Here is a 13,948-nt window from a genome sequence, read left to right on the forward strand (position 1 = left end):
TGTGAGCCGGAACGCAAACAATCGTCCGAGCAGACCCATGCATATTTCCCGTCGTTCCTTTGGCCTTGGGCTGGCCGCCCTCGGCCTTGCCGGATGCAGTTCCTCCATCCCGCAATCGCGGGCCGCCAGCGGGCTTTCCGCCGACCTGAAACCGGTGCCCAACGCGGCCTATGACGCCTGGGTGTCGGGGTTTCGCGGCCGGGCGCGGGCGCAGGGGATCACGAGTGCGACCCTTGATGCGGGGTTCCGGGGTGCGGGTTATCTGCCGGGCGTCGTCAAACGGGACCGCAACCAGACCGAATTCAAACGCAGCCTTGAAGACTATCTGTCCATCGCCGTCTCGGACGAGCGGGTCTCGAAAGGCCGCGCGGCCTATGCCCGGCACCGCAGCACGTTGAATGCCATCGCCAGCACCCATGGCGTCGATGCCACCATCATCACGGCGATCTGGGGGCTGGAAAGCTATTACGGCGAGCGGCGCGGCGATGTGCCGGTGATCTCGGCCACCTCGACGCTGGCCTATGACGGGCGGCGCGGCGCCTTCTTCGAGAAACAGCTCATCGCGGCGCTGAAGATCATCCAGAACGGCGATATCGCCGCCAACAACATGACCGGAAGCTGGGCCGGGGCTATGGGGCATACCCAATTCATCCCGACCTCGTACCAGGCCTTTGCCGTGGATTACACCGGCGATGGCCGCCGCGATATCTGGTCCGATGATCCCAGCGACGCGCTGGCCTCGACTGCCGCCTATCTGGCGCGCAACGGCTGGACCAAGGGCCTGAAATGGGGCGGCGAGGCCGGGGTGCCGGGCACGCCGACAGGGCGCACCATCCAGCCGCAGGCGGGCGGGCCGAAATTCGTGGTGACCCGCAATTTCAACGTGATCAAACGCTACAACAACTCGGACGCCTACGCGCTTGGCGTCGGGCTTCTGTCGGACCGGATCGGCGGCGCCGGCCCCCTGCGCGGCAGCTTCCCGCCCGATGAATACGGGCTGACCAAGGACGACCGCATCGCCTTGCAGGAGGGCCTCACGGCCCGCGGCTTCGACACTGGCGGCAGCGATGGCGTGATCGGCCCGAATACCATCCAGGCAATCCGCGACTACCAGCAGAACCGGGGTCTGCCGGTGACCGGGGAACCGTCGAAGGCCTTGCTGGCAAGTCTTGGCTAAGCCGCGCTTTCGCCCTATGTCGGCGCCATGACAGAGACACTTCACATCATCGGCGGCGGAATGGCCGGCTCCGAGGCCGCGTGGCAGGCCGCCAATCTTGGCGTGCCCGTCACCCTTCACGAAATGCGCCCCAAGGTCGGCACCTTTGCCCATCAGACCGGCAATCTGGGCGAGATGGTCTGCTCGAACTCCTTCCGCTCGGACGACAGCGAACAGAACGCCGTGGGGCTGCTGCATTGGGAAATGCGTCAGGCGGGCGGGCTGATCATGGCCACCGCCGATACCCATCGGATCCCGGCGGGCGGCGCATTGGCCGTGGATCGCGAGCCCTTTGCCGAGACCGTCACTGCCAAACTGAAGGCACATCCGCTGATCACGGTGGAGTACGGCGAGATCACCGCCCTGCCCGACGACGGCCATTGGATCATTGCCACCGGTCCGCTGACCTCGGGCGGGCTGGCCGCAGCGATTCAGGCAGAGACCGGTGCCGACGCGCTGGCTTTCTTCGATGCCATCGCCCCGATCATCCACGCCGACAGCATCGACATGTCCAAAGCGTGGTTCCAAAGCCGCTATGACAAGGGCGAGACCGAGGCCGAACGCACCGCCTATCTGAACTGCCCGATGGATCGCAACACCTACGAGGCCTTCATCGACGCCCTGCTGGCCGCCGAGAAGACCGAGTTTCACGACGGCGAAACCGCCAAGTATTTCGACGGCTGCCTGCCGATCGAGGTGATGGCCGAACGCGGCCGCGAGACCCTGCGCCACGGCCCGATGAAGCCGGTAGGCCTGACCAACCCGCACCAGCCGGACATCAAGGCCCATGCCATCGTGCAGCTGCGCCGCGACAACGCGCTTGGCACGCTGTTCAACATCGTCGGCTTCCAGACCAAGATGAAATACGGCGCCCAGACCGAGGTGCTGCGGATGATCCCCGGCCTTGAAGAGGCCCGCTTTGCCCGTCTGGGCGGCATACACCGCAACACCTTCATCAACTCGCCGACCTTGCTGGACGGTCAGATGCGATTGAAGTCGAAACCTCATATCCGTTTTGCCGGGCAGATCACCGGGGTCGAGGGCTATGTCGAAAGCGCTGCCATGGGCCTGCTGGCGGGCCGTCTGGCGGCGGCTGAAATCAAGGGGGAAACGCTGAACGCCCCGCCTGCGGAAACCGCCACCGGCGCGCTGATCACCCATATTTCCGGCGGGGCCGAGGCCAAGACCTTTCAGCCGATGAACGTCAACTTCGGCCTGTTCCCGCCCGTGGACCTGAAAGGCGGGCGCAAGAACCGGCCCGCGCGCTACAAGGCCTATACCGACCGGGCGAAGGCGCTTTGGACCGTGTGGCTGGCCGGATAGGCCCGCCCCCTTACCCCGGCGTTGCGGCGGACCGGCAAGGCTGGCACCGTTGACGGCCTACGGGTCGCGTCCCGCTGAATCGGGGCGCTCGCCCGGCGGCAGGCCGGACTTGAAACCGCTGCGGGGCTGCCCTAGGTACTGATGTAACGCGGATTAACTTCCGCTCCGCAACAGGGGTCACCCATGAACTATATCCTTGCCATCCTGCTGCCGCCGCTGTCGATCCTGATCGCCGGGCGGCCTTTCGTTGCCATTGTCACCTTCCTGATCTGGATCCCGGCGCTGATCTTCTCGGGCGGGCTGACCCATCCGATGTTCATCATCCTGGCATGGTTCCTGATCCACCAGTCGGGCACCGCTAAGATCATGCGCGAAGGCCGCTGACCGGCGCTCAGGGCAACAGGGTACCGACCGTCTGGCCAAGCCGCGCGGGGCGGCGTAATCAGACCCCATGCGCACCCGCTTTGCCCCCTCGCCCACAGGCCCGCTGCATCTGGGCCATGCCTTCTCGGCACTGGTCGCCGATGATCTGGCGCAGGCCGTGGGGGGCACCTTTCTGCTGCGGATCGAGGATATCGACCAAAGCCGTGCCCGCCCTGAATGGGAAGCGCAGATCTACGACGACCTGCGTTGGCTGGGGCTGGACTGGCCCGAGCCGGTGATGCGGCAGTCGGACCGGATGGATGCCTACGGACAGGCGCTGGACCACCTTTGGGCTGCCGGGCTGCTCTACCCCTGCGCCTGTACCCGGCGCGATATTGCCGAGGCGCTGTCGGCCCCGCAAGAAGGCGCGCCGGCCTTCGGCCCCGACGGCCCGATCTATCCCGGCACCTGCCGTCCTGTCACGGCACCCGGCGGCCCACGTCCCCGCGACGCAGTGCTGCGCCTGAACATGTCCGCCGCGCTGGCGCATCTGGGCGCATCTGACTGGAGCTTTACCGAGACCGGCATCAACGCAGGTCCGACCCGCGTCGCCTCCGATCATCTGTTGACACATGTGGGCGACGTGGTGCTGGCGCGGCGCGGCATGGGCACCTCCTATCACCTTTCGGTGGTGGTGGATGACGCCGATCAGGGCATTACCCAAGTGGTGCGCGGGGTGGATCTGGCCGAGGCCACGGCGTTTCACATCGTCCTGCAAGACCTGCTCGGCCTGCCCCGCCCGGTCTATCACCATCATTGTTTGATCCGCGACGCGAAGGGCAAACGTCTGGCCAAACGCGACGATGCCCGCGCCATCGCGCTGTATCGCGCCGAGGGCCGAACGCCCGCCGATATCCGGCGGATGGTCGGGCTCTAGCCGCGCGGCCCCATCAGTTCGACTTCGGCACCCTCTCGCACGGCGGTGTAGAAACACGTCCGGCGGTTGGTGTGGCAGGCGGGACCGTCCTGCCGGACCAGCAGCAGCAGGCAATCGCGGTCGCAATCGAAGCGCATCTCGACCAGGGTCTGCACATGGCCCGAGCTTTCGCCCTTGGCCCAGAACGCCTGCCGCGAGCGCGACCAATAGGTGACATGCCCGCCTGCCAGCGTGCGCCGGATGCTGGCCTCGTTCATCCAGGCCATCATCAGAACCTCGCGCGTGTCGATGTCCTGGGCGATGGCGGGGATCAGGCCCTGCGCGTCGAAGCGCAGGCTTGCGGGGTCGAATTTCATCACAGGTCCTTTGCGCGGGCGATCTGGGGGGCTATGTATCCGGGACGCCCAGAGGAGAAAAGCCGCGATGGCCGAAAGCGACCTGATCAATCTCTATTCCAAGCGCATTCTGGCGCTGGCCGCCGATATTCCGCATCTGGGCCGGTTGGAGGCCCCCATGGGCACGGCAAGGGTCCGCGCGCCGTTGTGCGGGTCGGTGGTGACGGTCGATCTGGATCTGGACGACGGGCGGATCAGCCGCTTCGCGCAGGACGTGAAGGCCTGTGCCCTGGGACAGGCCGCGGCCTCGGTTGTGGGGGCGGGGATTGTCGGCTCCACGCCCGCGCAGGTCGCCAGGGCCCGTGCGCAACTGGCCGCCATGTTGAAGCAAATCGGCCCGGCTCCGGATGCGCCTTTCGACGGGCTTGAAGTGCTGATGGCCGCGCGGGACTACACCAACCGCCATGCCTCGATCCTGCTGAGCCTTGATGCGACGCTGCAAGCCATCGAGGCCAGCGGCAAGACCGCCAGCGCCTGACGCTTTCCACCGCAACAGCCTGTTCCAAAAAGAAAACGCCGCACTCCCGGGCTCTGGGAGGCGGCGTAAGTAGGGGCGGTACCGGAGCCGGGTTCGGACGGGCAGGACCGAACCGGGCGGACCATTGGGGATGGAAACTTCCGGTCTCGCAGGCAGATCAGAACGTGGCAAGCAATGCCGGCAGGTGGAGGAGCGACACGAAGGTCACACCGAGAGCGGCAACACCGACGAGATCTTTCCAAAGCGTCTGGGACGAGCGGTCAAGCGCGGTTCTGACATCCTGGATCATCGGGGTTCCCTCCGGTCACATCTGATATGTTCTTGGTATGTTCTCCGCTGAGTCGTGTAAAGAACTTTTTAGGAACATTTAACGAAACACGAAGATCGGGCCGGGCAGTTTTCAAGCCGCCAGCGGGAGTATTTCTCCCAAGAAGAACGGGTTAGCCCGCACGCAGAAGCGCCAGCGCCTGATCCTGTTCCAACAGCCACAGAAGGTGACGCGCGGCCTCGCCTCGCGGCGAGGAAAGCGTCGAATCGATGGCCAGCAGGGCGCGGGCATCGTCGCGCGCGGTTTCCATCAGCCCGGCCTGGCTGTCCAGATCGGCCACGCGGAACCGGGGCAGGCCCGATTGCGCGACGCCGATCATGTCGCCGGCCCCGCGCATGGCCAGATCTTCCTCGGCCAGCCGGAAGCCGTCTTCGCTGTCGCGCAACAGGGTAAGGCGGCGGCGGGCGCTGTCGGTCAGCGGGGTGTCGTAGAGCAGCAGGCAGGTGGATTTCGCAGTACCGCGCCCGACCCGGCCGCGCAGCTGGTGCAACTGGGCAAGGCCGAAGTGCTCGGCCCCTTCGATGACCATGATCGAGGCGTTGGGCACATCGACGCCGACCTCTATCGCGGTCGTGGCCACCAGAACGCGCGTGGTGCCTGCGATGAAACCGGCCATGGCGGCATCCTTGCGCTCGGGCGGCATCTGGCCATGGACTAGTCCGACATTGCCGTCGCCCAGACGTGCGCGCAGCGCCTTGAAGCGTTCCTCGGCGGCGGTGGCATGATGGGTCTCGCTTTCCTCGACCAGCGGGCAGACCCAATAGGCCTGCCGGCCCTCGGCGATGGCTTGGCGCAGGTGATCGACCACCGTGTCGAGCTTTTCCGCCGCCATCAGGGCGGTCTTGATCGGGGTGCGGCCCGGCGGCTTCTCGTTCAGTAGGGAGAGATCCATATCGCCGTATTGGGTCAGTGCCAGAGAGCGGGGGATCGGCGTTGCCGTCATCACCAGAACATCCGGGCGCAATCCCTTGCGGGTCAGTTCCAATCGCTGGCGGACACCGAAGCGGTGCTGTTCGTCGATCACCACGAGGCGCAGGTCGGCGAAGCCCACATCGGGTTGGAACACCGCATGGGTGCCGCAAAGGATGTGGATATCGCCCTCGGCCAGTGCGGACAGTTTGGCTGCGCGGGCGGTGCCGCTGTCGCGGCCGGTCAGTACCTCCATCCGGACCCCGGCGGCCGCGACCAACGAGGCGAGGCCCGCAGCGTGCTGGCGGGCAAGGATCTCGGTCGGGGCCATCATCACCCCCTGCCCGCCCGATTCGACCGCGGCCAGCAGGGCCATCAGGGCAACAAGGGTCTTGCCCGCGCCCACATCGCCCAGAAGCAGCCGGTTCATCCGCTGCGGGGCGGCCATGTCAGACTGGATTTCGGCAATGGCGCGGGTCTGGGCGCCAGTGGGGGCGTAGGGCAGGCTTGCCAGAACCTTGTCTTGCAACTGACCGGTGGCGCGGTTTTCCCGTCCGGCCTGTTTGCGTGCGTGTTGGCGCGCCAGAGCCAGGGTCAACTGGTGGGCGAAGAGCTCATCATAGGCCAGACGAATGCGGGCCGGAGCCGAAGGCGCCAGATCGGCGCCGCTGTCGGGGTGGTGCGCCGCGTGCAAGGCGGCCGCGAAGTCCGGCCAGTCCCGGCCGGACAATAGCGGCCCATCGATCCATTCCGCCATTTCGGGCAGCAGCGCCAGCGCACCTTGCGCGGCTTTGGCCATGGCTTTCTGGGTGAGCCCGGCGGTCAGTGGATAAACCGGTTCGAACGCTGGCAGCTTTGCCGCTTCCGCCTCGGGCAGGACGTAATCCGGGTGGGAGATCTGTGCCTGCCCGTCGAAATACTCCAGCTTGCCCGAGATGGTCCGCGCCTCGCCCACCGGCAGCAGCTCTTGCAAGTAGCGCGGGTTGGGGCGGAACCATACCAGCGTGATTGTTGTTTTCGCGTCATCGACCAGAACGCGATAGGGGCGGCCCTTGCGGGCCGGGGGATGGTGGGCCAGAACCTTGGCGCTGACCGTGACCACGGCCCCTTGCGGAACGCCCTGGACGCTGGGACGCGGACGCCGATCAACCCCGCCGCTGGGCAGGGTGAACAGCAGGTCGCGCGGCTTGGTAATTTGCATCTGCTCCAGCGCTTGTGCGGATTTCGGGCCAATCCCCGGCAGGTTGGTCAGCGCTGCGAAGAGCGGGAACAGGGCTTGGGGCCGTCCGCTCATGCGCCGTCGATCAGCGCACGCCAGGCGTCTTCGTCGATGGTGTCGACGCCAAGATCGATGGCCTTCTTCGCCTTCGACCCGGCCCCCGGTCCCGCGACCACCAGATCGGTTTTCTTCGACACCGAACCCGACACCTTGGCGCCCATGGCCTCGGCCCGCGCCTTGGCCTCAGCCCGGGACATGGTTTCCAGGTTGCCGGTGAAGACCACGGTCTTGCCGGCCAGCGGCGAGCCTTCGGTCTGCGGTGCCGCCACCGGCTGGATGTCGAGATGCGCGATCAGCCGGTTGATCGAGGCGCGCTCAGCCTCCTGTCCCAACGTCGTGACCAGACTGTTGGCCATGACCGCGCCGATGCCGTCGATGGAAAGGAAGTCGTCCATGGCCTCGGCGTCCCCGGCCGCCGCCTCGGCGGTTTCGGCCAGCGCCTGCCAGGTGCCGAAGTGGCGGGCCAGAAGCTTGGCAGCAGCCTCGCCGATGTGGCGGATGCCCAGCGAGAAGATCAGGCGATCGAGCGCGATCTGGCGCTTGGCCTCGATGGCGGTGAAAAGGTTTGTGGCCGATTTTTCGCCCCAGCCCTCGCGGTTCTTCAATTGTTGCAGGCCGCTGCCATAGCGCTCCTGCAGCGCGAAGATATCAGCGGGTTCTGCGATCCAGTCGTCGGAATGGAACTGTTCGACCTGCTTGGCGCCCAGACCTTCGATGTCGAAGGCCGCGCGGGAGACGAAGTGTTTAAGCTTCTCGACCGCCTGCGCGGGGCAGATCAGGCCGCCGGTGCAGCGGCGCACGGCATCGCCCTCCTCGCGCACCGCGTCCGATCCGCAGCGCGGGCAGGTGGTCGGGAAGGCATAGGGTGCGGCATCCTTGGGCCGACGCGACAGGTCTACATCGGCCACCTTGGGGATCACGTCTCCGGCGCGATAGACCTGCACCCAGTCGCCTTCGCGAATGTCCTTGCCGTCGCGGATGGGCAGGCCATCGCCGCCGCGCCCGGCGATGTAATCCTCGTTGTGCAAGGTGGCGTTGGAGACGACGACCCCGCCGACGGTGACCGGTGTCAGCCGCGCCACCGGGCTGAGCGCGCCGGTGCGCCCCACCTGGATCTCGATCTTTTCCAGATGGGTCCAGGCCAGTTCGGCAGGAAACTTGTGAGCGATGGCCCACCGCGGCGTGGTGGAGCGCACGCCGAGCCGGGCCTGATAGGCGAGGCTGTCCACCTTGTAGACCACCCCGTCGATGTCATAGCCCAGATCGGCGCGCTGCTGTTCGATCCGGCGGTAGTGTTTCAGAAGGTCGCTCAAATCCTGGCAAACCCGGGTCAACGGGTTGATCTGGAACCCGAGGGCGCGCAGCCGCTCCAGCGCCCCGAACTGGGTCTCGGCCAGCGGCGCGGAAAGCTCTCCCCAGCCGTAGGCGAAGAACCGCAGCGGGCGGGCGGCGGTGATCCGGGCATCAAGCTGGCGCAGCGATCCGGCGGCGGCGTTGCGCGGATTGGCGAAGGTCTTGTCTCCGGCCTCGGCCTGACGCTGGTTCAGGGCGGCGAAATCCTCATGGCTCATGTAGACTTCGCCGCGCACCTCCAGCACCTCGGGGGCATTGGTCAGTTCGGTGGGAATGTCGGAAATCGTGCGGGCATTCGCGGTCACGTTTTCGCCCATGGTCCCGTCGCCGCGCGTGAGCGCATGGATCAGCCGGCCGTCTTCATAGCGCAGGGACAAGGACAGCCCGTCGATCTTGGGTTCCGCGGTCAGCGCCAGCGCTGCTTCGTCGCCCAGCCCGAGGTATTTGCGCACGGATTTGACGAATTCGGCAACATCCTCGTCCTCGAAGGCGTTGCCCAGCGACAGCATCCGTTGGGCATGAGCGGTCTTGCCGAACCCCTCCGCCACCGGCGCCCCTACTTGATCGGAGGGGCTGTCGGTGCGCTTGAGATGCGGAAACTTCTCTTCGATGGCCGCATTGCGCCGCTTGAGCCGGTCATAATCGGCATCCGGAATCTCCGGCGCATCATGGGTGTGGTAGGCGGCGTTGGCGCGGGCCAGTTCATCGGCCAGCCGCGCCAGTTCTTCGCGGGCGGATGCCTCATCCAGCTTGTCGACGTCGATCTCGGCCATGCTGCCCCCCCCTGCGCTACTGGCAAGGTGATAGGCACCTCATCAGCCGAGGTCCAGTCTCTCCATCACCATGGTCTACGCCTGAAGGGCGAGGGACGCCGCATCGGTTTCAGGATCGCGCAGCACATAGCCCCGGCCCCAGACGGTTTCGATGTAGTTGTCGCCGCCGGTGGCCTGGCTGAGTTTCTTGCGCAGCTTGCAGATGAACACGTCGATGATCTTCAACTCGGGCTCATCCATGCCGCCGTAGAGATGATTGAGGAACATCTCCTTGGTCAGGGTGGTGCCCTTGCGCAGTGAAAGCAGTTCCAGCATCTGGTATTCCTTGCCGGTCAGATGCACCGGGATTTCGCCCGCCGCGACGGTCTTGGCATCCAGATTGACCGTGATCTTCCCGGTCCGGATCAGCGAATGCGAATGCCCCTTGGATCGGCGCACGATGGCGTGGATGCGGGCGATCAGTTCCTCGCGGTGGAACGGCTTGGTCAGATAATCATCCGCACCAAAGCCGAACCCCTTGATCTTGTTCTCGGTATCGTCGGCCCCTGACAGGATCAGGATCGGCGTTTCGACCTTGGCCATGCGCAACTGGCGCAACACCTCGTGCCCGTTCATGTCCGGCAGGTTCAGGTCGAGAAGGATAAGGTCGTAATCGTACAGCTTCGCGAGATCGACCCCTTCCTCCCCCAGATCCGTGCAATACACGTTCAGATTGGCATGGGTCAGCATCAGTTCGATGCTTTTCGAGATCGTCGGGTCATCCTCGACCAGCAGCACACGCATTTTGAGCCCTCCGCAACAGCTACCGCAATACGGTTAACGTGACCAAGTATCGTTAACTGCGCGTTACTTTCGCCGACCTGCCGACGGATACCCCTAAACTTGTCTGTATTTCTGCAAGCTTGTGGTCTTCAGAGCATCTTCGCCGAAACGGTCCACGGCCATCGCCCAACTTTCGAGTTCGTCGTCGGACAGATGGTATCGAGACTTGGCCTCGTCCCGAGTAAGAAGGCCGAATTTCACCGCCTTGACAACCGTTGCCTTGCGACTCGCCACCCAACGCTGGGTTCTGGCCGACGGCAGATCGGCGCGCGACAGGGTAGAACCGTCCGGCAGCTTGACCAGACGGGGACCGTCTACTTTCTTGAGATACATAACTTTTTCCCTCACTAACCACGTGAGAGATGGTGCGCGGGGCGTGTTAACGGGCTCTGAAATCGCCCCCTTGTTTGTCCCTACACTTTTCCTATATTTTGGCGCCTGTTTCCGCAAAATCGAAATGTCGCACATATGACCCAGACCCTGAATTCCCTTGGCTTTGCCAAACCCGAGGCCGACACCCGCGTGGTGGTGGCCATGTCGGGGGGCGTGGACAGTTCTGTCGTGGCCGCGCAACTGGCCGAGGAAGGGTATGACGTGGTCGGCGTCACGTTGCAGCTTTACGATCACGGCGCGGCGCTGGCCAAGAAGGGCGCCTGTTGTGCGGGGCGTGATATCCACGATGCGCGCCGGGTGGCCGAGGAGATGGGGTTTCCGCACTATGTTCTTGATTACGAGAACATTTTCCAGGAAGCGGTGATCGATGAATTCGCCGATGCCTATCTGGGCGGCGCGACCCCGGTGCCTTGCATCCGCTGTAACGAGCGGGTCAAGTTCAAGGATCTTCTGGAAACCGCCAAGGATCTGGACGCCGATTGCATGGCCACCGGCCACTATATCCAGCGCAAGGTCGGCCCGCACGGCCCCGAATTGCATGCGGCCGTGGATGCGTCACGGGACCAAAGCTATTTCCTGTTCTCGACCACGCCCGACCAGCTCAGCTACCTGCGGTTTCCGCTGGGCCATCTGCCGACCAAGGATGCAACGCGGGCGTTGGCGGCGAAATACGGGCTGGCGGTGGCGGACAAGCCCGACAGCCAGGACATCTGTTTCGTCCCGGACGGCAACTATGCCAGCGTGATCGAGAAACTGCGCCCCGGCGCCGCCGATCCCGGCGACATCGTGGATATGAACGGCAATGTTCTGGCGCAGCACCGCGGGGTGATTCACTATACCATCGGTCAACGCCGGGGGCTGGGAATCGGCGGGCTGAGCGAGCCGCTGTACGTGGTGCGGCTTGATCCCGACAATCGTCGCGTGGTGGTCGGCCCGAAAGAGGCCCTGAGCACCCGCATCGTACCGGTGCGCGAGATCAACTGGCTGGGCGACGCCCCTTTCACCAGCCAGGCCGAATGGCATGTGTCGACCAAGATCCGCTCGACCCGCCCCCCGCGCGAGGCGATCCTGCGGCCCACCGGGCACACCACCGCCGAGGTGGAACTGCTGACGCCCGAAGAAGGGGTCAGCCCCGGACAGGCCTGCGTGTTCTACGACAGCGGGTCGAGCCGGGTGCTGGGCGGCGGCTGGATCTGGCGCGGCGATTGATCGGACGCTCCTCGTCTGAATGGCGGGGGACGCCTCCGGCGGGAGTACTTCTCCAAGAAGAAAGAGCGCCGCGCGCAATTGATCCGGGGTGTGGTTCAGGGGATGGCGCAGCGGTCTGGTTGTTGACCTGAATCATTCCGGGGTGGCAACTCGTCGGCCCCTGTGGCGCGCCCTAGCGCGCGGGGCCAAGACCGTCCAGAACCGCGCGGGCGGCGCGTAGGCCGGGGGACTCGCCCCCCCGGCCCAGGGCCTGCATGGTCTTTCGGGCCGCCAGATGCTGGGCCGCCGGATCAGCCATGACACCTGCCAAAGCGCGGGCCATCGGTTCGGGTCGGCAGTTTTCGCCCAGGAATTCCGGCACGACTCGGCTATCAGTGATGATGTTGACCAGCGTGACCGTGTCGATCAGGGCCATGCGCTGCATGATCTTCATGGTCAGCCACGCCATGTCGTAGCCGATCACCATGGGCGTATCGGCGGCGGCAAGCTCCAGCGAGACCGTGCCCGAGGCGGCCAGCGCCACATCGGCGGCCGCGAAGGCGGCGCGCTTCTCCGGCCCGTCCCCGCCGTCCAGAAGATGCAGGGGCTGTGGCCAGTCTGCTGTCAATTGTCGAACCAGATCAGCCACATGCGGGGCCGCGGGCAACAGCACCTGCATGTCGGGATGGCGGTCCCTCAGAAACGTCAGGGCAGCGCCGAAGCGCGGGGTCAGGCGCGTGACCTCGCCCTTGCGTGACCCCGGCAAGGCCAGCATCAGCGGGGCGGTCTCGGCAATGCCCAGGCGCTGACGCAGGGCCGCAACCTCGGCCGGGCTGGCCTGCGGCTGGGTGACGACCGGATGCCCGACGAAGTCGCAGCGCAGGCCCACGGCCTCCATATACGGTGGCTCGAAGGGCAGAAGGGCCAGCACCTGATCCACATGGGCGGCCATTTTCTGCGCGCGCTTGGGCCGCCACGCCCAGACCGAGGGGGCAACATAATGGACGATGCGGATGCTCGGGTCGGCAGCGCGCACGATACGGGCCACCCGCAGGCAGAAGTCCGGACTGTCGATGGTGACCAGCGCGTCGGGTCTGGCCGCCAGCACCGCCTCGGCGGTCTGGGCGATGCGGCGTTTCAGATGCCGGTATTTCGGCAGGACCTCGGCCAGCCCCATGACCGACAGTTCCTGCATCGGAAACAGGCTGTCCATGCCCTGCGCTTGCATGGCCGGCCCGGCGATGCCCTGGAACGAGATATCGGGCTGCAACTCCTTCAGACCCGCCAGCAGAGCGGCCCCGAGATTGTCGCCCGAGGCCTCGCCCGCGATCACGAACAGCCGCGTCATGTGCTGTCTCCGGCCGGGCGCACCCACAAAAACAGGCCTGCGACGTCAGCGCGGCGCACCACCTCGTCGCGGTCCAGAACCATGACGCCCTCGGCTTCGATCACGATCCCGGCCAGACCGGCCTCGGCCACGCGGGCGACGGTATCGACGCCGATCACCGGCAGGTCGATGCGCCGATCCTGTCCGGGCTTCGGTCCCTTGAAGAACACACCGCGCGCGCCGTCGGGATTGGGGCGGCAGGCGTCGGCGATCTGGGCCACATGGGCCAGCATCCGGTCGGTGCCGGGGGCGGCCTCGATCGCCAGGGCCTGTCCCTGCGCCACCACGGCCCCCTGCCCCACATCCGCCGCTGCCAAGACCGAGACGATGCGGGCAGCCCGGGCAGCATCCTTGCGGTCCCGGTCCGAAGGCTGAGCGGCTGTCAGGATGCCAGGTTTCGGCAGCAGGTCCGGGGCGAGGTCATGCGCAGCACGAATCGTGAAGCCCTCACCTTCGAAAATGCCCAGAACCGTGCGCAGCAGCCCGTCATCGCCGCCCTTGATGGCCGAGACGAATTTCGGGGCCAGCGTCATGGTCTTCAGATCAAACTTGCGGGCGTCGATCTGCGGACGCCCCACGGCGCCGGCAAAGACCAACTCCTGCACCCCGGCCTTGCGCAGCGCCTTAAACAGCGCGCCCAGCTTTTCCACGCGAAACGGGATCAGGTCCAAGCCGTCCGGATTGTCGGCGGGAAACCCGTTCATCTCGGCCAGAATCACCTCGCGGCCCCGCGCGCGCAGAGTGCGGGCCAGATGGACCGGCAACAGCCCGCGCCCTGCGATCATTCCGACGGGCCCGGCCATG

At 65.7% G+C, this 13,948-nt stretch carries 14 protein-coding genes; 6 read left to right on the forward strand and 8 right to left on the reverse strand.

The genetic code is table 11. The features are described from left to right. The first annotated feature begins 37 nt into the window (after window positions 1-37). The 4 genes from AB0T83_RS02080 to gluQRS all read left to right on the forward strand — a co-directional run bounded on the left by AB0T83_RS02080 (window position 38) and on the right by gluQRS (window position 3,839). Complete coding sequence (locus AB0T83_RS02080) at window positions 38-1,177, forward strand: lytic murein transglycosylase (protein WP_366191128.1); 1,140 nt, start codon at window positions 38-40, stop codon at window positions 1,175-1,177. 27 nt (window positions 1,178-1,204) lie between these two features. Continuing rightward, the gene (trmFO, locus tag AB0T83_RS02085; protein WP_366191130.1) at window positions 1,205-2,539 is read left to right on the forward strand and encodes a methylenetetrahydrofolate--tRNA-(uracil(54)-C(5))-methyltransferase (FADH(2)-oxidizing) TrmFO; all 1,335 of its coding nucleotides are present in this window, start codon (window positions 1,205-1,207) and stop codon (window positions 2,537-2,539) included. 183 nt (window positions 2,540-2,722) lie between these two features. Then, the gene (locus tag AB0T83_RS02090) at window positions 2,723-2,923 is read left to right on the forward strand and encodes a hypothetical protein (protein WP_193140723.1); all 201 of its coding nucleotides are present in this window, start codon (window positions 2,723-2,725) and stop codon (window positions 2,921-2,923) included. 67 nt (window positions 2,924-2,990) lie between these two features. Further along, complete coding sequence (gluQRS, locus tag AB0T83_RS02095) at window positions 2,991-3,839, forward strand: tRNA glutamyl-Q(34) synthetase GluQRS (protein ID WP_366191132.1); 849 nt, start codon at window positions 2,991-2,993, stop codon at window positions 3,837-3,839. On the opposite strand, the gene hisI is transcribed toward gluQRS, so the two are convergent. Next, complete coding sequence (hisI, locus tag AB0T83_RS02100; RefSeq protein WP_366191134.1) at window positions 3,836-4,195, reverse strand: phosphoribosyl-AMP cyclohydrolase; 360 nt, start codon at window positions 4,193-4,195, stop codon at window positions 3,836-3,838. The two genes, gluQRS and hisI, sit on opposite strands and share 4 nt — an antisense overlap. A 67-nt stretch (window positions 4,196-4,262) precedes the next feature. Between hisI and AB0T83_RS02105 the strand changes: the two genes are divergently transcribed. Further along, on the forward strand, window positions 4,263-4,712 hold the full coding sequence (locus AB0T83_RS02105; RefSeq protein WP_366191135.1) for an iron-sulfur cluster assembly scaffold protein: 450 nt from the start codon (window positions 4,263-4,265) through the stop codon (window positions 4,710-4,712). A gap of 157 nt (window positions 4,713-4,869) precedes the next feature. Here the strand turns inward: AB0T83_RS02105 and AB0T83_RS02110 are convergent, their stop codons facing one another. The 5 genes from AB0T83_RS02110 to sciP all read right to left on the reverse strand — a co-directional run bounded on the left by AB0T83_RS02110 (window position 4,870) and on the right by sciP (window position 10,509). Continuing rightward, window positions 4,870-5,001, reverse strand: a complete 132-nt coding sequence (locus AB0T83_RS02110) for a hypothetical protein (protein ID WP_366191137.1) — start codon at window positions 4,999-5,001, stop codon at window positions 4,870-4,872. Window positions 5,002-5,152: 151 nt separating this feature from the next. Continuing rightward, complete coding sequence (gene recG / locus AB0T83_RS02115) at window positions 5,153-7,243, reverse strand: ATP-dependent DNA helicase RecG (protein ID WP_366191138.1); 2,091 nt, start codon at window positions 7,241-7,243, stop codon at window positions 5,153-5,155. Beyond that, entirely contained in the window at window positions 7,240-9,354 is a 2,115-nt protein-coding gene (gene ligA / locus AB0T83_RS02120; protein ID WP_366191140.1) for an NAD-dependent DNA ligase LigA, read from the reverse strand. Before ligA ends, recG begins: the two co-directional genes overlap by 4 nt. A 75-nt stretch (window positions 9,355-9,429) precedes the next feature. Then, a complete protein-coding gene (ctrA, locus tag AB0T83_RS02125; RefSeq protein ID WP_366191142.1) occupies window positions 9,430-10,137 on the reverse strand; it encodes a response regulator transcription factor CtrA in 708 nt (235 codons plus the stop codon). A 93-nt stretch (window positions 10,138-10,230) separates the two neighbouring features. Beyond that, the gene (gene sciP, locus AB0T83_RS02130; protein WP_193140716.1) at window positions 10,231-10,509 is read right to left on the reverse strand and encodes a CtrA inhibitor SciP; all 279 of its coding nucleotides are present in this window, start codon (window positions 10,507-10,509) and stop codon (window positions 10,231-10,233) included. A 135-nt stretch (window positions 10,510-10,644) separates the two neighbouring features. On the opposite strand from sciP, the gene mnmA reads away from it, so the two are divergent. Then, window positions 10,645-11,778 (forward strand): tRNA 2-thiouridine(34) synthase MnmA, encoded by a 1,134-nt coding sequence (gene mnmA / locus AB0T83_RS02135; protein ID WP_366191144.1) that lies wholly within the window; start codon window positions 10,645-10,647, stop codon window positions 11,776-11,778. Window positions 11,779-11,950: 172 nt separating this feature from the next. Here the strand turns inward: mnmA and lpxB are convergent, their stop codons facing one another. Next, complete coding sequence (gene lpxB / locus AB0T83_RS02140; RefSeq protein ID WP_366191146.1) at window positions 11,951-13,105, reverse strand: lipid-A-disaccharide synthase; 1,155 nt, start codon at window positions 13,103-13,105, stop codon at window positions 11,951-11,953. After that, a complete protein-coding gene (locus AB0T83_RS02145) occupies window positions 13,102-13,947 on the reverse strand; it encodes an LpxI family protein (protein WP_366191148.1) in 846 nt (281 codons plus the stop codon). Before AB0T83_RS02145 ends, lpxB begins: the two co-directional genes overlap by 4 nt. Between the last annotated feature and the right edge of the window lies 1 nt (window position 13,948).

It is taken from the genome of Meridianimarinicoccus marinus, from assembly GCF_040689105.1.
In the GTDB taxonomy this organism is placed as follows: Bacteria; Pseudomonadota; Alphaproteobacteria; order Rhodobacterales; family Rhodobacteraceae; genus Meridianimarinicoccus; species Meridianimarinicoccus marinus.